General features: G+C 61.2%; 12 protein-coding genes. 6 read left to right on the plus strand and 6 right to left on the minus strand.

Translation table 11 applies throughout. The features are described from left to right. The 4 genes from RG836_RS17250 to RG836_RS17265 form a co-directional block, all read right to left on the minus strand. Positions 1 to 1011: a class 1 fructose-bisphosphatase gene (locus RG836_RS17250; protein ID WP_310847807.1), complete on the minus strand. Its 1011-nt coding sequence runs from the start codon at positions 1009 to 1011 to the stop codon at positions 1 to 3. 149 nt (positions 1012 to 1160) lie between these two features. Continuing rightward, on the minus strand, positions 1161 to 2534 hold the full coding sequence (locus RG836_RS17255) for a DUF3999 domain-containing protein (RefSeq protein WP_310847808.1): 1374 nt from the start codon (positions 2532 to 2534) through the stop codon (positions 1161 to 1163). After that, complete coding sequence (locus RG836_RS17260) at positions 2531 to 5782, minus strand: DUF2339 domain-containing protein (RefSeq protein WP_310847809.1); 3252 nt, start codon at positions 5780 to 5782, stop codon at positions 2531 to 2533. The genes RG836_RS17255 and RG836_RS17260 overlap by 4 nt, the downstream gene beginning before the upstream one ends. Positions 5783 to 6059: 277 nt before the next feature. Continuing rightward, the gene (locus RG836_RS17265; protein ID WP_310847810.1) at positions 6060 to 8510 is read right to left on the minus strand and encodes a glycogen/starch/alpha-glucan phosphorylase; all 2451 of its coding nucleotides are present in this window, start codon (positions 8508 to 8510) and stop codon (positions 6060 to 6062) included. Positions 8511 to 8758: 248 nt separating this feature from the next. On the opposite strand from RG836_RS17265, the gene RG836_RS17270 reads away from it, so the two are divergent. Beyond that, positions 8759 to 9202 carry a YkgJ family cysteine cluster protein gene (locus RG836_RS17270; protein WP_310847812.1) on the plus strand — a complete coding sequence of 148 codons (444 nt, stop codon included), beginning with the start codon at positions 8759 to 8761 and terminating at the stop codon, positions 9200 to 9202. Positions 9203 to 9402: 200 nt separating this feature from the next. Here RG836_RS17270 and typA read toward each other — a convergent pair whose 3' ends face one another. Together typA and thiI are read right to left on the minus strand one after the other, a co-directional pair. Then, on the minus strand, positions 9403 to 11223 hold the full coding sequence (gene typA / locus RG836_RS17275; RefSeq protein WP_310847813.1) for a translational GTPase TypA: 1821 nt from the start codon (positions 11221 to 11223) through the stop codon (positions 9403 to 9405). Positions 11224 to 11362: 139 nt separating this feature from the next. Next, complete coding sequence (gene thiI, locus RG836_RS17280; protein WP_310847815.1) at positions 11363 to 12817, minus strand: tRNA uracil 4-sulfurtransferase ThiI; 1455 nt, start codon at positions 12815 to 12817, stop codon at positions 11363 to 11365. Positions 12818 to 13148: 331 nt separating this feature from the next. Between thiI and glnA the strand changes: the two genes are divergently transcribed. From glnA to ntrC, 5 genes are all read left to right on the plus strand, one after another. Next, positions 13149 to 14555 (plus strand): glutamate--ammonia ligase, encoded by a 1407-nt coding sequence (glnA, locus tag RG836_RS17285; protein ID WP_310847816.1) that lies wholly within the window; start codon positions 13149 to 13151, stop codon positions 14553 to 14555. Between the two features lie 282 nt (positions 14556 to 14837). Beyond that, entirely contained in the window at positions 14838 to 15347 is a 510-nt protein-coding gene (locus tag RG836_RS17290) for a DUF4124 domain-containing protein (protein ID WP_310847817.1), read from the plus strand. Beyond that, positions 15344 to 15967 (plus strand): DUF4124 domain-containing protein, encoded by a 624-nt coding sequence (locus RG836_RS17295; protein WP_310847818.1) that lies wholly within the window; start codon positions 15344 to 15346, stop codon positions 15965 to 15967. Before RG836_RS17290 ends, RG836_RS17295 begins: the two co-directional genes overlap by 4 nt. A gap of 250 nt (positions 15968 to 16217) precedes the next feature. Continuing rightward, positions 16218 to 17303 (plus strand): nitrogen regulation protein NR(II), encoded by a 1086-nt coding sequence (gene glnL / locus RG836_RS17300; RefSeq protein ID WP_310847819.1) that lies wholly within the window; start codon positions 16218 to 16220, stop codon positions 17301 to 17303. Continuing rightward, positions 17300 to 18736 carry a nitrogen regulation protein NR(I) gene (gene ntrC, locus RG836_RS17305; RefSeq protein ID WP_310847821.1) on the plus strand — a complete coding sequence of 479 codons (1437 nt, stop codon included), beginning with the start codon at positions 17300 to 17302 and terminating at the stop codon, positions 18734 to 18736. Before glnL ends, ntrC begins: the two co-directional genes overlap by 4 nt. Positions 18737 to 18761: the final 25 nt, after the last annotated feature.

The following is an 18761-nucleotide window of genomic DNA, read 5'->3' on the forward strand; positions in this document are numbered from 1 at the left end:
TCAGGCCTTGTGGTAGGCCGTGGCGCGCTCGACTTCTTCTTTCGAGCCGAGGAACACCGCCACACGCTGGTGCAGGCCGTCCGGCTGAATGTCGAGGATGCGTTGGTGACCGTCGGTGGAAGCACCGCCAGCCTGCTCCACCAGGAACGACATCGGGTTGGCTTCGTACATCAGGCGCAGTTTGCCCGGCTTCGACGGCTCGCGGCTGTCGCGCGGGTACATGAACAAGCCACCGCGAGTCAGGATGCGGTGTACGTCAGCGACCATCGCGGCCACCCAACGCATGTTGTAGTTCTTCTTCAGCGGACCTTCTTCGCCAGCCAGCAACTCGCCGACGTAGCGCTGCACCGGGGCTTCCCAGTGGCGCTGGTTGGACATGTTGATGGCGAATTCCTGGGTGGTCTCCGGGATCGTGATGTCTTCGTGGGTCAGTACGAAGCTGCCCATTTCACGGTCCAGGGTGAAGCCTTTCACGCCGTCACCGAGGGTCAGCACCAGCATGGTTTGCGGGCCGTAGATCGCATAACCGGCGGCGACTTGCTGGGTGCCTGGCTGCAGGAAGGCTTTTTCGTTCAGCGCTTCGTTCTGGCTCAGGTATTCGCTTGGGCAACGCAGGACCGAAAAGATGGTGCCGACCGGGGCATTGATGTCGATGTTCGACGAACCGTCCAGTGGGTCGAACACCAGCAGGTAGGCGCCTTTCGGGTATTTGCCGGGGATCTGGTAGGCATTGTCCATTTCTTCGGACGCCATGCCGGCCAGGTGACCGCCCCATTCGTTGGCTTCGAGCAGGATCTCGTTGGAGATCACGTCGAGCTTCTTCTGCACTTCGCCTTGCACGTTTTCGGTGCCCATGCTGCCCAGCACACCACCCAGGGCGCCTTTGGACACGGCGTGGCTGATCTCCTTACAGGCACGCGCCACCACTTCGATGAGGAAGCGCAGATCGGCAGGAGTGTTGTTGCTGCGGGTCTGCTCAATCAAATAGCGACTCAGGGTAACGCGGGACATGGACGGCTCCGAAGCAATGGTGGGGGTGAAAACCCGCGCAGTTTAGCGCGAGTCAGGGCGTAATTCCTCCTATCGGACCGACTTAGCGTCGATTGAGTTCATGAGCCCCCCAACAAGGGTAGCTGTAAACCCCTACCACCAGGGTGCCCTCAGGATTTGGCCGGGGGTTTGCGCAACAAACTCGCGGCCATCGCCGCCAAAAACAATACGCTCAGCAGCAACACGCCCCACAGCCCGAATTTTTTCCAGTCAGTGCCACCCACGACCCGCGGTGTTTCCACTACCGGGGTAGTCAGCGCGGCGCCGCGATCCACTTGCGCAGTGCCGAGGGTCGCCAGTTTCGCCGCGCTGTAATCGGGAATCAGCGTGGCCAGCGATAGGTTCGCCGCTTTCACGCTCGGGTTGCCCAGCGCCAGGGTATAAGGCCCGGCACCACGGGCCAGGAACACCAGCGCCGTGGCGCGCACGGCGTAGCGCACGGTCGGGGCTTCGGTGCCGAGACCGCCGCCGCGCTCGTCGACGGTCAACTTCAACTGCTGCACGGTTTGCCCGGTCAGCGGCAGTTCGTTTTGCACCACGTCCTGGCCGCTTTGGGTCAGGCGATAGAGCAAGCCGCTGCTCAACGGCTGCCACGGCAAACTGCTGTCGCGGCGCCCGGCGAGGGTCACGGGCGCCAGGCTGTTGGGCTGGCTCAGCTCGACTTGCAGACGCTCGACATTCAGCCCCATCGGCAACTGCCACGTGTATTCGCCGGCCTTGAGAGTGCTGCCACTCAGGGCCTCGGACCACACCAGTGGTAGCGGCAGGCTTTGGCGGCTGCTGCTTTCCAGTTGCGCGGCGATCAGCACGGGCGCCGCGCTGGGTGCCGTCCAGAGTAAGCGCAAGTAGCGCGCCGACTGCCCCGGCAAACCGACTTCATGCTGCTCGACCCGCTCGTCGGCGAACGACAAGCGAGCCACCTGCCCTTCACCCCACGGCTGCCAGTTCTGCAAGTCATCGCTGGCTTCAATGGTGAAACGCTGGAAGCCATCGCGCTCGCTGGTCCAGTCGAGGATCAACTGCTGCAAAGGCGCCTTGATTGCACTGGCATCGAGCAACCAGCCGCGCAGCACTTCTTCGCCGGCCTCCAGTTGGCTCGACGGCTGCACTTCGACCAGCGTGCCGTTGGCGCTGGACTGCACGCGCACGCTCGGCGCACCTTCGCCAGCGTCGGCCGAGGCGTACAGCGGGAACCACTTCACGTCAGTGAGGCTGCGTTTTTCCTGGGTCTGCGCCGGCTCCTTGGCCAGAGCGTAGGCTTGCGGCTCGCCGGCGGCGTTGAACACCCGCAGGTCGCTCAAGTCGGTTTGCCGGGCCGTCAACTGCACGCTCAATGGCAACTCGAGGCGATACCACGGCCCCTCGCCGCTGACCGACAACGGCACGTGCGTGGTGAAATCCGCCAATTGCTCCGCGGCATTGGCGGCCAGGCTCATCCCCAGCACCAAACACCCCAACCAGCCCAGGTTCAACTGCTGACTCAAGACGACACTCCTTCGGTTTCAGGCGCCGGTTTGGCTTCACCCGATCCAGCGTCAATGCGTTTGGGCGGCAACGGCGCAAAATAGCCGACCACCAGCAACAACACGCCAACGCCGATAAACGACACGATCCGCGCCAACCCGCCACGGTTACTCAATTCGACAAAGAACAGCTTGGCCACCACCACGCCGATCAACGCGGCGCCGATCAGCCAGACCTCACGGCGATGACGCAGATGGCCGCCGATCATCAGGCTCAAGGCAATCAAGGTCCAGACGATCGACAGCCCGGCCTGCACCAGCATCGATTCCAACAGGGTATCCAGCGCAAACGGCACGCCACCCCAATGGTGCGCGGCGCGCATCACCAGCGCGGTAAAGAAGGCGAACAGCGACACCCCGACGATCACCTCCGCACCGCGCTCGGCGTAGTCCTTGCGAAGGGCCAGTTGCGTTACGGCACTGCGCGACCAGACATAAATCCCGAACAGCGCGAACAGCAGACCCAGCTCCAGCGGGTTGATCAGCGGCACGTAAGGCAAAGGCTCGGCGCGGCCGTTACTGAAGGTATTCGCCAGCCAGAACCAGCCGAGCATCAGCAATGCCAGCGGTGCGGCGGCGTACACCCGGTATTCGCGGGAATAGGCCGACACCGGCCACGGCCACGCGCGCGGCGCGGCCATCAGCACCAGGTACAGGCTCGGCAGAATCGCCCAACCCAACCAGCGCCAGGCATTGAATTGTTCGGACATCAGCATCAAGCCGTAACGCAACTCCAGCGCCAGCACGCCGATCAACAACCAGGCGCCCAACACATGCGCCGCGCTCAGCACTTGTGCCGGGAGCATCGGCGCCAGGCGTCGCAGGGCGATGAAATGCACAGCGAACACCGCGAGCCACGCCAGCCAGCCGAAGTCAGCTGCCGGGTGATAACGGGAATGCCAGGCGCTCAGCAACACCACCGCCGCCACCGGAATCAGCAAGGTGCAGAGCAAGCCGAGCGACGTCCATTTCAACCGCAACGCCAACACGGCGCAGAGGGCGGCGCTCGCGGCGGTGATCGCCAGCAGCAAGGTTGCCTGTAACGACGCAGGGGCAAAGCGCAACACCTCGTACAGCCAGGTCAGTGCCCACCACCCCGTCCCCCACAGCAACAAGGCATCGGCCAAACGGCGCTGAACCGCCGGCGCCCGCGACGCAATCTGCGGCCCCGAGTGCAAGCGCCAGGCCCCGACCAACGCCGTCAGGCTAAGCAGCAACGGCGTGTAGAAACCACGATGGGCCAACGGCGTCAGCCCCTCGGTGGACAGAGGACCGAACAGGTTCGCCCCCGCCACCAGAAACCCGGCGCCGCCCAACGTCTGTACCACCAGCGCCGAGAGGACAAAAGCCCTGGAGCGCAAATGCAGGCCGATCCACAGGGTCGCCAGACCGGCCAACGCCCAACTGATCGCGGTGCCGTGGGTGCGGAAATACAGCGGCGCCAGTAAATAGACGAAGGCCAAGCCGACGCACGCCAACAGCGGCGCACCTTTGCTTTCCCACGATGACCGGTGCTCCGGTGCGGCGTTGTGCAACTGGTAAAAAGTGAACAGCAGCGCCGCGCCAACCATCAGCGCACCCAGCAATGAGCCATCGAGCAGACTCGCCTCGCCGCCGCGCAATTCACTGAGGAAGGCCAGCGCCGCGCCCAGTTGCAGCAGCAAGGCAAAGGCGTGAGCCAGGGTGCGCTGTTGACGCAAACCGAGCCAGAAAATCCCTGCGCCCTCCACCGCCCACGCCGCCGAGGTCCAGCGCGCGTCGAGGCCCAAGGGAATGGCCAGGCTGGTGAAAATCACCCCCAGCGCCAGGCACGTTTCCCCGAGCAACGCCGCGCGGCCGCCCATTAGCCAGCGGGCCAGGCCCATGTAGATGATGCCCAGCGCCAGCGCACTGAACGCCGCCGCGAACTCCAGGTGTTGCACCAGCGCGAACTGCAAACCGAAGCCCACCAGTGGCGGGCCGAACAGCAGCGTGCCATCGACGTAATCGCCCTTGCGCGCCGACCACTTGAGCACCGCTTCGCGGTCGTCGTCCGCCGGCGCATCGTTCAATGCCTGCAACTTGCGCCGAGCGAAGAGCAGGCCAATGCCCAGATACATCAAGAAGAACAGGATCAGGAACGGCTCGGTGCTCCACAGCAGGTCCGGCGTGTAGGCGCGCAGCCCCCAGGCGAAGCCAATGCCGAAGGTGCCGACGAACCCGATGACATTGAGCAAGCGCCAGGCCTTGAACCAGGCAATGACGAAGATGCCGGCGTTGAGCAGCGCAAAGTAGCTGAACAGCGCCACATGGCTGCCGGCACCGCTGGACGTCAGGATCGGCGCAGCAAAACCGCCCAGGGCAGCGACACAGGCCAGGGCCAGGGAATCCTGTTTGATGGCGAGGATCGCGGAAAACACCGTGACCGCGACCAGCACGCCGAATGCCGCCGTTGAGTCGAGCAACGGGTGCACACGCATGGCGGCGAACACCGTCAGGTACAGCACGGCGATGCCGGTGCCTTGCAGGATCAGCGCGTAGTTGGTGTTGCGTGTTCGCAGCCACCAGCCCAGCGCCAGCAGCGCCAGGGCACTGGCCGCGACCCCGGCGTAACGCAACTCGATCGGCACCACCAGGCCTTCGGTGGCGTAACGCAGCAGGAAGGCCAGACCAAAAAACAGCAGCACCACGCCGACTCGCAGCACGGTGTTGCCGCCCAGCAGCCAATCGCGCGCTGCCGTGATGGCGCGGTCGATCAAGCTCGGCGTCCGTGGCGCGGCGGTTGCGGATGGTGCAGACGGTTCCGCGACTACCGCGTCCAGGCTCCACGCGTCCGTCGGCGATGGCTGGCGGGTTTCAACGGCCGCGACGGTCAGCGGCTCGAGTTCGGGTGGCAGTTCCCAGACCAATGCCCGAGGCGCCTCGGGCGTTGGCGTTGCAGGCGCGGTCGCTGCATCGGGATCAGCCGTCGGCGTCGTCTCTGGAGCGGTTGCTGCAAACGGGCCGACTCCGGAGCGCTCGAGAAATATCAGGCGTTGTTCCACTGCGCCGAGGGCGACTTTCGCCTGTTCAAGCTGCGCGCGTTGCTCGGCGGCTTGCGTGCGCAAGCGCGCCAGCCCGATGGCCTGGCCGATACCCAGGCCCAGCAACGCGCCGATCAAGGCGTCGCTGAACGACTCGTCGAGTATCCAGCCCAGTACCAGGCCAATCAGCATGAACATCCATTGCATGGTCGATATCCCTAAGCGGCCCCGGGGTGGGGCGAGCGCGGCGGTGTGGCGTTGACGGTCAGTCTAGTTTGAAAACACCACAAAACCTGTGGGAGCGGGCTTGCTCGCGAAGGGCGTGTCAGGCGACATGAGTGTCGATTGTTACGCCGCTTTCGCGAGCAAGCCCGCTCCCACAGTTGATTTGCGCTGCTCCCGGAAACGGTCAAGCCCCGGCAAAAACCGGGGCTCAGTCTATCGATCCGGCCCAACAGGCGTTGAGCCTTGCGCACAGTTGACGCTATTCCAGCGCTTTCCAGATGTCGGTGGCGTACTCACGAATCGTCCGGTCCGAGGAGAACCAGCCCATGCGCGAGGTGTTGAGCACCGCCGAGCGCCACCATTCGTTGCTGTTGTGCCAATGGGCTTCGACGCGCATCTGCGCTTCCCAGTAGGAATCAAAGTCAGCGCACACCAAGAAGCGGTCGTAGTCGATCAAGCCATCGATCAACCCGGCGTAGCGCGACGGATCGTCCGGCGAGAACACCCCGCCCCGGATCGCTTGCAGCACATCGCCCAAGCGGTGCGAGGCGGCAATGTCAGGCGTGGCGTTGAACTCGTGGTTTTGCTTGCGCGCTTCCACCTGTTGCGCGCTGAGGCCGAAGATGAACATGTGCTCGGCACCGATGCGTTCGCACATTTCCACGTTGGCGCCGTCGAGGGTGCCGATGGTCAGCGCGCCATTGAGGCCGAACTTCATGTTACTGGTGCCCGACGCTTCGAAGCCGGCGGTGGAAATCTGCTCCGACAAATCCGCCGCCGGGATGATGCTTTCCGCCAGGCTGACGTTGTAGTTGGGCAGGAACACCACTTTGAGCAAACCGCGCACGGTCGGGTCGTTGTTGACCACGCGGGCGATGTCGTTGGTCAGCTTGATGATCAGCTTGGCCTGGTGATAGCTGGCCGCCGCTTTACCGGCGAAGATTTTAACCCGCGGCACCCAGTCCACTTCCGGCTCGGCGCGGATCGCCTGGTACAGCGCCACGGTGTGCAGCAGGTTGAGCAGCTGGCGTTTGTACTCGTGGATCCGCTTGACCTGCACGTCGAACATCGCCGCCGGGTTCACCGCGATCCCGAGGCGTTCGTGGATCAAGTAGGCCAGGGCTTTTTTGCTGTGCAGGCGCTGCTCGGCGAACTGTTTGCGGAACGGTGCTTTCTCGGCAAACGGCTCCAGGTCGAGCAAGCGCTCTTCCGGGTTGTCCAGCACGTCGGCGCCGAGGGCGTCGACCAGCATCGAGGTCAATTCCGAGTTGGCCTGGTACAACCAGCGGCGGAACGTGATGCCGTTGGTTTTGTTGTTGATGCGGTCTGGGTACAGCTTGTGCAATTCAGAGAACACGGTTTTGCGCATCAATTGCGTGTGCAGCCCCGAGACGCCGTTGACGCTGTGCGAACCGAGGAACGCCAGGTTGCCCATGCGCACGCGGCGGCCGTTGTCTTCTTCGATCAGGGACACCGCGCGCAGCACATCGAAGTCGTGGATGCCCTTGGCCCGCAGCGAATCGATGTGCTGGGCGTTGATCAGGTAAATGATCTGCATGTGCCGCGGCAGCATGCGTTCCATCAAACCGACCGGCCAGGTTTCCAGGGCTTCCGGGAGCAAGGTGTGGTTGGTGTACGACAGCGTGTCGACGGTCACCTGCCACGCCGCATCCCACGCCACGTCGTAGACGTCGACCAGTTGCCGCATCAGTTCGGCCACGGCGATTGACGGGTGAGTGTCGTTGAGCTGGATCGCCGCATGGTCGCCCAGGGTCAGTACCGAGGTGTGCATGTTGCGATGGCGGCGTAGCAAATCCTGCAACGAAGCAGCGACGAAGAAGTATTCCTGGCGCAGGCGCAATTCCTGGCCGGCCTCGGTGCTGTCCGCCGGGTAGAGCACGCGGGAGATACTTTCAGCACGCGCCACTTCGGCGACGGCGCCCAAGTGGTCACCGGCGTTGAAGCGTTCCAGGTGCAGGTCTTCCACGGCGCGGGCACGCCACAGGCGCAAGGTATTGACGCTGGCGCCGCGCCAGCCGACCACCGGGGTGTCGTAGGCAATGGCGCGCACGGTTTCCGCCGGCGACCAGACTTGTTTGGTCTTGCCGTTTTCGTCGGTGACGGTTTCGACGCTGCCGCCGAAGCCGATCGGGTACACCACCTCCGGGCGTTCGAATTCCCAAGGGTTGCCGAAATCCAGCCAGTGCTCGGTCTGTTCCTGCTGCCAGCCATCGACGACCGCCTGGCGGAACAAGCCGTGTTCGTAACGAATCCCGTAACCATGGCCGGCAATGCCGAGGGTCGACATGCTTTCCATGAAGCACGCCGCCAGACGGCCGAGGCCGCCGTTGCCGAGCGCCGCATCGGGCTCCAACAGGCGAATGCGTTCCAGGTCGACGCCCAGTTCAGTCAGCGCCTCGCGCGCTACGTCGAGCAGGCCGAGGTTGCTCAAGCTGTCGTAGAGCAACCGGCCGATGAGGAATTCCAGCGAAAGGTAATAAACGCGCTTCTGGCCTTTGCGGTAGATCTGCCGCGTGTGGTCCATCCAGTGCTCGACCATGTGGTCGCGCGCCGCCAAGGCGATGGCTTCGAACCAGTCATGGTCGAAGGCGTGATCCGGGTCTTTGCCCACCGCATAGGTGAGCTTAGTCAGGACGGCATCGCGGAACGCGGCCACCTCTGCTTCGCGAACGAGTGGTTCTTGAGTCATCAATAGGACCTCTTGCGAGCATGGAATTGTCTGAGCCTAGACGGTCTGACCGACGGTAGAGGCTCGGGTTCGGCAGTTTTTCCTGTGGGGCGTGATTCCGTTGGCATCTAGCGCGAATGAATGCAGATGCCGTGCCGGGGACGTTGCTGTTTTGCTCGACAAATGAAAAAAAACTGGCGAAAGGTTGTTCAAAAATCCACCAGTCCCGGTATGATCGCGCGCCCTGATGCACACGCTGGTAACCCTTGATGATGAAGTCCAACCTGATCGCCGCCGCGGAGATCGATCGCCTCGATACCTGGGCCAAATATTCGGCCCCGATGTGCGGCTCCTGCGTGTCGAGCTGCTGCACACTGCCGGTCGAAGTCAAGATCAAGGACTTGATCCGCATTGGCATCGTCGATGAATTCGAGCGCGGTGACCCGCCGAAGAACATCGCCAAGCGTTTGCAGAAGGAAGGGATCGTCGAGCGCTACAACCAGAAGTCCGAGATCTTCACACTCCAGCGCATGAGCAACAACGATTGTTTATACCTGGATCGTAAGAGCCGTCTGTGCACTATTTATGAAAAGCGCCCGGATACTTGCCGTAACCACCCGAAGATTGGTCCGCGGCCGGGGTTTTGTGCGTACAAGCCGAAGGAAGTGGCGCGGGAATCGAGCAGCAGCCGGCGCACGCTCGAGAAGTTTTGATCGCCTGATCCGGCCTCATCGCTGGCAAGCCAGCTCCCACAGAGATTTGTGGTGGTCACACAATTCGTGTTCAACGCCGGCCCCTGTGGGAGCTGGCTTGCCAGCGAAGGCGTCAGCCCTGACACGACACAAATCCCGGACAAACAAAAACGCCCCCGATCTCGCGATCGGGGGCGTTTTTTTGCCGCTAACTGAAAGACTTAGTTACCGGACTTCTTGGCAGCGCGGGTACGCTCGCTTTCGCCCAGGATCTTCTTGCGAAGACGGATGGACTTAGGCGTCACTTCACACAGTTCGTCTTCTTGCACAAACTCCAGAGCTTGCTCCAGGGTGAACTTAACTGGCGGAACCAGAGCGATGGTTTCGTCTTTACCCGAAGCACGCATGTTGTCGAGCTTCTTGCCTTTGGTTGGGTTGACACCCAGGTCGTTGTCGCGGCTGTTCAAGCCAACGATTTGACCTTCGTAGATGTCCTGGCCGTGTTCAACGAACAGCTTGCCACGCGCCTGCAGGGTTTCCAGCGAGTAGGTCAGTGCCTTACCGGTTGCAACCGATACCAGCACGCCGTTCTGACGGCCGGACATGTCGCCGGACTTCATCACGTCGTAACGGTCGAAGATCGAGGTCAGGATGCCGCCACCGGAAGTGAGGGTCAGGAACTCGTTACGGAAACCGATCAGGCCACGGGCCGGGATGTTGTACTCAAGGCGCACACGGCCCTTGCCATCCGGAACCATGTTGGTCAGGTCGCCCTTACGCAGGCCCATTTGCTCCATGATCGCGCCCTGGGATTCTTCCGGCAGGTCGATGGTCACGTTTTCGTACGGTTCGTGCTTGACGCCATCCACCATGCGGATGATCACTTCTGGACGACCAACACCCATTTCGAAGCCTTCGCGACGCATGGTTTCGATCAGTACCGAGAGGTGCAGCTCACCACGGCCGGAGACCTTGAACTTGTCAGCCGAGTCGCCTTCTTCAACGCGCAGAGCCACGTTGTACAGCAGCTCTTTGTCCAGACGTTCCTTGATGTTACGGGAGGTCACGAACTTGCCTTCTTTACCGCAGAATGGCGAGTCGTTGACCTGGAAGGTCATGGAAACGGTTGGCTCGTCAACGGTCAGTGGCTTCATCGCTTCAACAGCGGTTGGGTCGCACAGAGTGTCGGAGATGAACAGTTGCTCGAAGCCGCTGATGCAGACGATGTCGCCGGCTGCCGCTTCTTCAACGTCGATGCGGTGCAGACCGTGGTGACCCATCAGTTTCAGGATACGGCCGTTGCGCTTCTTGCCGTCGGCGTCGATGGCGACAACCGGGGTGTTCGGCTTGACGCGACCACGAGCGATACGGCCAACGCCGATCACACCCAGGAAGCTGTTGTAGTCCAGTGCCGAGATTTGCATCTGGAAAGGACCGTCACGGTCGACTTTCGGCGCCGGTACGTTGTCGACGATCGACTGGTACAGCGGGGTCATGTCTTCAGCCATGTCGGTGTGTTCCAGACCGGCAATGCCGTTCAGGGCCGAAGCGTAGACGACTTTGAAGTCCAGCTGTTCTTCGGTGGCACCGAGGTTGTCGAATAGGTCGAAGATCTGGTCCAGAACCCAGTCCGGACGCGCGCCTGGACGGTCGACTTTGTTGATGACCACGATTGGACGCAGGCCGGCTTCGAAAGCCTTCTTGGTCACGAAACGGGTTTGCGGCATAGGGCCGTCTTGTGCGTCAACCAGCAGCAGAACGGAGTCAACCATCGACATTACGCGTTCAACTTCGCCGCCGAAGTCGGCGTGGCCCGGGGTGTCCACGATGTTGATGTGGTAGCCGTTCCAGTTGATGGCGGTGTTTTTCGCCAGAATGGTAATACCGCGCTCTTTCTCCTGGTCGTTGGAGTCCATCACGCGCTCGTCGTTGAGCTCGTTGCGCTCCAGGGTGCCGGATTGACGCAAGAGTTTGTCTACCAGGGTGGTTTTACCATGGTCAACGTGAGCAATGATGGCGATGTTGCGTAGATTTTCGATCACTTGTGTATCTCGATCAGAGGATTCGGTGTGCTGACAAGTCTTGGCAGCGATTAACAGTAGAGTCCGGCAAAGCCGTTACAGCTTGACGGCGGCGTCGGGGGGCCGGTGACGCAGGCCACAGGCAAACAGCCCCGGGCACTTAGCTCGGTCGATAAACGCGCACATTGGCATGCCCCTCACTGAGCAAATGGTGGGCATGCAGGCGACTCATCACGCCTTTGTCGCAATACAGCAGGTACTGGCGAGTAGGGTCCAGTTCCTTGAAACGCGCGTTCAGTGCATAGAACGGCATCGTTTGTACATCGATGCCAGCCAGTGCCAACGGGTCATCCTCGGCCGCATCCGGGTGGCGGATGTCGATCACGATCTGACCAGCGAGCGCTTCGCTGACTTCCTCAATCTGCAAATCCTGGCCCAACTCGTCGATCACGCGATCGATCGAAACCAGTTTGGCGTTCTCGAGCGCACGCTCCAGCACCGCCATGTCGAACTGTTGTTCTTCGTACTCCACGCGGTTGCGCTTGGCGTGGGTCTTGGGGTTCACCGAAATGACCCCGCAATACTCGGGCATGTGCTTGGCGAAATCAGCGGTGCCGATTTCGTTGGCCAGGTCGATGATGTCCTGCTTGTGGCTGGCGATCAGTGGCCGCAGCACCAGCTTGTCGGTCACGCAGTCGATCACCGACAGGTTCGGCAGTGTCTGGCTCGACACCTGGGAAATCGCTTCACCGGTGACCAGGGCATCGATATCCAGGCGATCGGCGATTCGCGACGCAGCGCGCAACATCATACGCTTCAAAACCACGCCCATATGACTGTTATCGACTTTGCCGAGGATTTCGCCCAAAACTTCTTCGAACGGCACACTGACAAATAACACGCGTTGCGAGCTGCCGTACTTCTTCCAGATGAAGTGCGCGACCTCCATCACCCCCAATTCATGGGCCCGGCCGCCCAGGTTGAAGAAGCAGAAATGCGCCATCAGCCCGCGACGCATGATCTGGTACGCCGCCACGGTGGAATCGAAACCACCGGACATCAGCACCAGCGTCTGCTCCAGCGCACCCAACGGATAACCGCCGATGCTGTCGTGCTGGCTGTGGATCACGAACAACCGTTGGTCGCGAATTTCGATACGAACTTCGATTTCCGGCTCTTTCAGGGAAATCCCGGCGGCGCCGCACTGGCGACGCAACTGGCTGCCGACGTATTTTTCCACGTCCATGGACGAGAAATCGTGGTGCCCGGCGCGCTTGCAGCGTACGGAAAAGATCTTTCCGGCCAGGGCATCGCCGAAGTGCAGCTTGCACTTGGCAACCACGTCGTCGAAATCCCCCAACGGGTATTCATCCACCTGCAGGAAATGCGCGATGCCCGGCATGCAGCTTAGGCGCTCGGTCATTTCCTTCAGGGCTTTGGGCTCGCTGATGCGGGTTTCCAGCTCGAGGTTGTCCCACACACCGTTCACCACCACAGCCGGGTCCAGATCGCGGAGCACGGCACGGATGTTCTTGGCCAACTGGCGGATGAAACGCATCCGTACCGGGCGGCTCTTGATGGTGATCTCGGGGAAGACTTTTACGATAAGTTTCATGAAAACAGCGCGCGAACGGCCAGCCGAAAAAGGGGGGCGCGGATTATAGCGGAAATTGCTCAAGGTTTAACCAGTTAATGTGCAGAAGGTTTTGCACGCACCAAAACAGGTCGTTTGCAGAAATAAACGCCACATTACAGGGCGCGCTTTTCTGCGAATCACCGCTCCAGGCCTTTATAAGCATGAATTTGGAGCAAAAAACCCAAGCTGGGGCACTGGCATGCAATTTGCTCCCTTGTGAGGCAGGTTGCCATGGCCGAGTATTCGCGCCGGCATCACCCACATTCTAAGGGCACTCCACTACTTAGCCCTAAGCCACCCCGGAGGACATATGTCGAAGTCGGTTCAACTCATCAAAGATCATGACGTCAAGTGGATTGATCTGCGCTTCACGGACACTAAAGGCACTCAGCACCACGTGACCATGCCGGCTCGCGACGCGCTGGATGAAGCTTTCTTCGAAGAAGGCAAAATGTTCGACGGTTCCTCCATCTCTGGCTGGAAAGGCATCGAAGCTTCCGACATGATCCTGATGCCGGACGACACCACTGCCGTTCTCGACCCGTTCACCGAAGAGCCAACCCTGATTCTGGTGTGCGACGTGATCGAGCCTTCGACCATGCAAGGCTACGACCGCGACCCGCGCGCGATCGCCAAGCGTGCCGAGGAATACCTCAAGTCCACCGGCATCGGCGACACCGTTTTCGTTGGCCCTGAGCCAGAATTCTTCATCTTCGATTCGGTCAAGTTCAAGTCCGACATCTCCGGTTCGATGTTCAAGATTTTCTCCGAGCAAGGCTCGTGGATGTCCGACCAAGACGTGGAAGGCGGCAACAAAGGCCACCGTCCAGGCATCAAAGGCGGCTACTTCCCGGTTCCTCCGTTCGACCACGACCACGAAATCCGTACCTCCATGTGCAACGCCATGGAAGAAATGGGCCTGGTCATCGAAGTGCACCACCACGAAGTGGCCACTGCCGGCCAGAACGAAATCGGTGTGAAGTTCAACACCCTGGTTGCCAAGGCTGACGAAGTTCAGACCCTGAAGTACTGCGTACACAACGTCGCTGACGCTTACGGCCGCACCGCGACCTTCATGCCGAAGCCACTGTACGGCGATAACGGTTCGGGCATGCACGTTCACCTGTCCATCGCCAAAGATGGCAAGAACACCTTCGCTGGCGAAGGCTATGCCGGCCTGTCCGACACCGCTCTGTACTTCATCGGCGGCATTATCAAGCACGGTAAGGCCCTGAACGGCTTCACCAACCCGTCGACCAACTCCTACAAGCGTCTGGTTCCGGGCTTCGAAGCGCCAGTGATGCTGGCCTACTCGGCTCGCAACCGTTCCGCTTCGATCCGTATTCCATACGTGTCCAGCCCGCGCGCTCGCCGTATCGAAGCTCGCTTCCCGGATCCAGCAGCCAACCCATACCTGGGCTTCGCTGCCCTGTTGATGGCTGGCCTGGACGGCATCCAGAACAAGATCCACCCTGGCGACGCTGCTGACAAAAACCTGTACGACCTGCCGCCTGAAGAGGCGAAAGAGATCCCACAAGTTTGCGGCAGCCTGAAAGAAGCCCTGGAAGAACTGGACAAAGGTCGTGCGTTCCTGACCAAAGGCGGCGTTTTCAGTGACGACTTCATCGACGCTTACATCGCCCTGAAAAGCGAAGAAGAAATCAAAGTACGTACCTTCGTACACCCACTGGAATACGAGCTGTACTACAGCTGCTAATCCGGTAGCGCCTGCGCAAGCAGCGTGAAATGAGAGAGGCCTCCTTCGGGAGGCCTTTTTTGTGGACGGTATTTAATGTGTGGGAGCGAGCCTGCTCGCGAAGAGGCTGTGTCAGTCAGATCCAGGCTGGCTGACACGCCGCTTTCGCGAGCAGGCTCGCTCCCATTGGGTTTTCGGTGCTCGGACTAACCGGCAAATCATGCCCAAATGTTAACAACCTGGGCCTACGGCTCGCCCTCGCCTATGCTGCAAGCCAACGCTTTTTCAAGATCGGTTGATGCCATGGGTCGTGGATTTCTCTGTTTATTACTATTGATCGCGCTGCCCGCCGCCGCGCAGATCTACAAATACACTGACGCCAACGGCAACACGGCGTACAGCAATCAGCCGCCGGACGGGGTCAAGACTGAAACCGTGGACCTGCCACCGCTCAACAGTGTGCAACCACAAGTACCGGTCGACAGCCCCGGCCCATCCACCGAGCCGGTGCAATCGAGCAATACCTACAGCGTGCTGGAACTCACCGACCTGCCGACCAGCGAAGCCTTGCGCGCCAACAACGGCACCTTCACGGTCAAGGTGTTGATCAAGCCGCGCCTGCAAGGTGGGCACCTTTTTCGCCTGCTGCTCGACGATCAGCCCTACGGCACTCCCAGTAACGTGCCGAGCCTGCAATTGGTGAACATCGATCGCGGTACCCACAGCCTCGCCGTACAGGTGGTCAGTGGCGAGACCGTGGTGCAGCAGAGTCCCGTGATGACCTTCACCGTGCAACGGGTTCACGTGCCATGAGGTGCGGACTGCTTGCAGCATTGTTCGCCCTGACCTGCCTGAGCGCCTCGGCCGAAGTGTTCACGTACGTCGACGCCCAAGGCAATCGGGTGTTTACCGACCAGCCACGGGGCAACGCCAAACGAGTACCGATGGCCACCAGCAATCGCATGGCGCCCACGCAGAGCAGCGCGCCAGCGGCGGTCAGCCCGAAGAAAACCGAAGAACCCCCAGCCTTTCGCTACGACATGTTGCGGGTGCTGATCCCTGAGCCTGATGCGACGGTCCGCAGCACTGCGGGCGAAGTGATTGTCAGCGTCACCAGCGAGCCCGGCCTGCAACGAGGCCATCGCTATCGCTTGTTGCTGGACGGCAAGGCCACGGGTGAGCCGGGGCCGAGCCCGGTGTTCGCCCTGAGCAATCTGGATCGCGGCAGTCACACCCTGTCGGTGGAAATCCTCGACGGCCAAGGGCGCACCGTTGAGCGCACGGCCGGCCAGCCCTTTCACATGCTGCGCATGTCCCTGGCGCAGAAGCGCAAAGTCAAACCCTGCGAACTCGCTGATTACGGACAGCGACCGGAATGCCCGCTGAAGGACAAACCCGAAGAAGAAAAAAGTCCGTTCTTCCGAATCTTTTAAGCCGTTCAGCTTTGCGCGCCAATTTGGTGCAATACACTGCACCGTTCCCAACAGCGAGCCCATTTTGGTTCGAAAGTACCCGCAAAAGCTGGCATGACGCCACGCAAACGCGCGTCAAACGCCCGTTTCAGGCCGCGAACGCTTCTTTTCGGAGCCTTGGTTTGGTTTTTGCATTTTCCTCGTATCAGCGCTTTATTCGCGCGCGCGACTTGGGATCGGCCCCAGGTTGCCTTGCTCCAAAAGAGGTCCTATGACCATTAGCGACGCACTGCACCGCTTACTGCTCGACAACTTGACCACTGCCACCATTCTGCTCGATGCGGAGTTGCGCCTGGAGTACATGAACCCGGCGGCAGAAATGCTGCTGGCCATCAGCGGCCAGCGCAGCCATGGGCAGTTCATCAGTGAGTTGTTCACCGAATCCACCGAAGCGCTGAATTCCCTGCGCCAGGCGGTGGAGCAGGCACACCCGTTCACTAAGCGCGAAGCGATGCTCACCGCCCTGACTGGCCAGACCCTGACTGTCGACTACGCCGTCACGCCGATCCTCAGTAATGGCGAAACCATGCTGCTGCTGGAAGTGCACCCGCGTGACCGCTTGCTGCGCATCACCAAGGAAGAAGCGCAGCTGTCGAAACAGGAAACCAGCAAGATGCTGGTGCGCGGCCTCGCCCATGAAATCAAAAATCCTTTGGGCGGGATTCGTGGCGCCGCACAGTTGCTGGCCCGCGAGCTGCCGGAAGAAAGCCTGCGCGACTACACCAACGTGATCATCGAAGAGGCCGATCGCCTGCGCAATCTGGTGGACCGCATGCTCGGCTCCAACAAATTGCCATCGCTGGCGATGTGCAACGTCCATGAGGTGCTCGAGCGCGTCTGCCATCTGGTCGAAGCTGAAAGCCAAGGCTGCATCACCTTGGTGCGCGATTACGACCCAAGCATTCCCGATGTATTGATCGACCGCGAGCAGATGATCCAGGCCGTGCTCAACATCGTGCGCAACGCCATGCAGGCCATCAGCAGCCAGAACGAACTGCGCCTGGGCCGCATCAGCCTGCGCACCCGCGCCATGCGCCAGTTCACCATCGGCCACGTGCGCCATCGCCTGGTGACCAAGATCGAGATCATCGATAACGGCCCGGGGATCCCTGCGGAACTTCAAGAAACGATTTTTTTCCCAATGGTCAGTGGCCGCCCGGACGGTACCGGGCTCGGTCTGGCCATTACCCAGAACATCATCAGCCAGCACCAGGGCCTGATCGAGTGTGATAGCCACCCAGGCCACACCACTTTCTCGATCTTTCTGCCACTGGAACAAGGAGCCACATCGACATGAGCCGTAGTGAAACCGTGTGGATCGTCGATGACGACCGTTCTATCCGTTGGGTCCTGGAAAAAGCCCTGCAGCAGGAAGGCATGACCACCCAGAGCTTCGACAGCGCCGATGGCGTGATGAGTCGCCTGGCGCGTCAGCAGCCGGATGTGATCATCTCCGACATCCGTATGCCCGGCGCGAGCGGCCTGGACCTCCTGGCGCGAATTCGCGAACAGCACCCACGGCTGCCGGTGATCATCATGACCGCGCATTCGGACCTGGACAGCGCAGTCGCCTCCTATCAGGGCGGCGCGTTCGAATACCTGCCCAAGCCGTTCGACGTCGACGAAGCGGTGTCGCTGGTCAAGCGTGCCAACCAGCACGCTCAGGAACAGCAAGGCCTGGAAGTCGCGCCGACGCTGACCCGCACCCCGGAAATCATCGGCGAAGCGCCGGCGATGCAGGAAGTGTTTCGCGCCATCGGCCGCTTGAGCCACTCCAACATCACCGTGCTGATCAACGGCGAATCCGGCACCGGTAAAGAACTGGTCGCCCACGCCCTGCATCGCCACAGCCCACGGGCGGCCTCACCGTTCATCGCACTGAACATGGCGGCGATTCCCAAGGACCTGATGGAGTCCGAGCTGTTCGGCCACGAAAAAGGCGCATTCACCGGCGCGGCCAACCTGCGTCGCGGGCGTTTCGAACAAGCGGACGGCGGCACCCTGTTCCTCGACGAAATCGGCGACATGCCGGCCGACACCCAGACCCGTCTGCTGCGCGTATTGGCGGACGGCGAGTTTTACCGGGTGGGCGGGCACGTGCCGGTCAAGGTCGACGTGCGGATCATCGCCGCGACGCACCAGAACCTGGAAACCCTGGTGCACGCCGGGAAATTCCGTGAAGACTTGTTTCACCGCCTCAACGTGATCCGCATCCATATTCCGCGCCTGTCGGACCGTCGCGAAGACATCCCGACCCTGGCCAAGCACTTCCTCAGCCGCGCCGCGCAAGAACTGGCGGTGGAGCCGAAGCTGCTGAAGAGCGAGACCGAGGAGTACCTGAAGAACCTGCCGTGGGGCGGCAACGTGCGTCAGTTGGAGAACACCTGCCGTTGGATCACCGTGATGGCGTCCGGTCGCGAAGTGCACATCAGCGACCTGCCACCCGAGCTGCTGAGCCTGCCGCAGGATTCGGCGCCAGTGACCAACTGGGAACAGGCGCTGCGCCAATGGGCCGACCAGGCGTTGGCACGCGGCCAGTCAAGCCTGCTCGACAGCGCCGTGCCGAGCTTCGAGCGGATCATGATCGAAACAGCCCTCAAGCACACCGCCGGCCGCCGCCGCGACGCCGCCGTGTTGCTGGGCTGGGGCCGCAATACCTTGACCCGCAAGATCAAGGAGCTGGGCATGAAAGTCGATGGCGGCGATGACGATGAGGGCGAAGAGGCCTAAGTCTCAAGCCCTGCGCCGGCCCCAG

Source organism: Pseudomonas rhizozeae (assembly GCF_031583775.1).
Classification (GTDB): domain Bacteria; phylum Pseudomonadota; class Gammaproteobacteria; order Pseudomonadales; family Pseudomonadaceae; genus Aquipseudomonas.

Coding starts and splice junctions, on each gene's coding strand:
- RG836_RS17250 (WP_310847807.1), bottom strand. CDS start 1,011: ATGTCCCGCGTTACCCTGAGTCGCTATTTGATTGAGCAGACCCGCAGC.
- RG836_RS17260 (WP_310847809.1), bottom strand. CDS start 5,782: ATGCAATGGATGTTCATGCTGATTGGCCTGGTACTGGGCTGGATACTC.
- RG836_RS17265 (WP_310847810.1), bottom strand. CDS start 8,510: ATGACTCAAGAACCACTCGTTCGCGAAGCAGAGGTGGCCGCGTTCCGC.
- RG836_RS17270 (WP_310847812.1), top strand. CDS start 8,759: ATGATGAAGTCCAACCTGATCGCCGCCGCGGAGATCGATCGCCTCGAT.
- thiI (WP_310847815.1), bottom strand. CDS start 12,817: ATGAAACTTATCGTAAAAGTCTTCCCCGAGATCACCATCAAGAGCCGC.
- glnA (WP_310847816.1), top strand. CDS start 13,149: ATGTCGAAGTCGGTTCAACTCATCAAAGATCATGACGTCAAGTGGATT.
- RG836_RS17290 (WP_310847817.1), top strand. CDS start 14,838: ATGGGTCGTGGATTTCTCTGTTTATTACTATTGATCGCGCTGCCCGCC.
- RG836_RS17295 (WP_310847818.1), top strand. CDS start 15,344: ATGAGGTGCGGACTGCTTGCAGCATTGTTCGCCCTGACCTGCCTGAGC.
- glnL (WP_310847819.1), top strand. CDS start 16,218: ATGACCATTAGCGACGCACTGCACCGCTTACTGCTCGACAACTTGACC.
- ntrC (WP_310847821.1), top strand. CDS start 17,300: ATGAGCCGTAGTGAAACCGTGTGGATCGTCGATGACGACCGTTCTATC.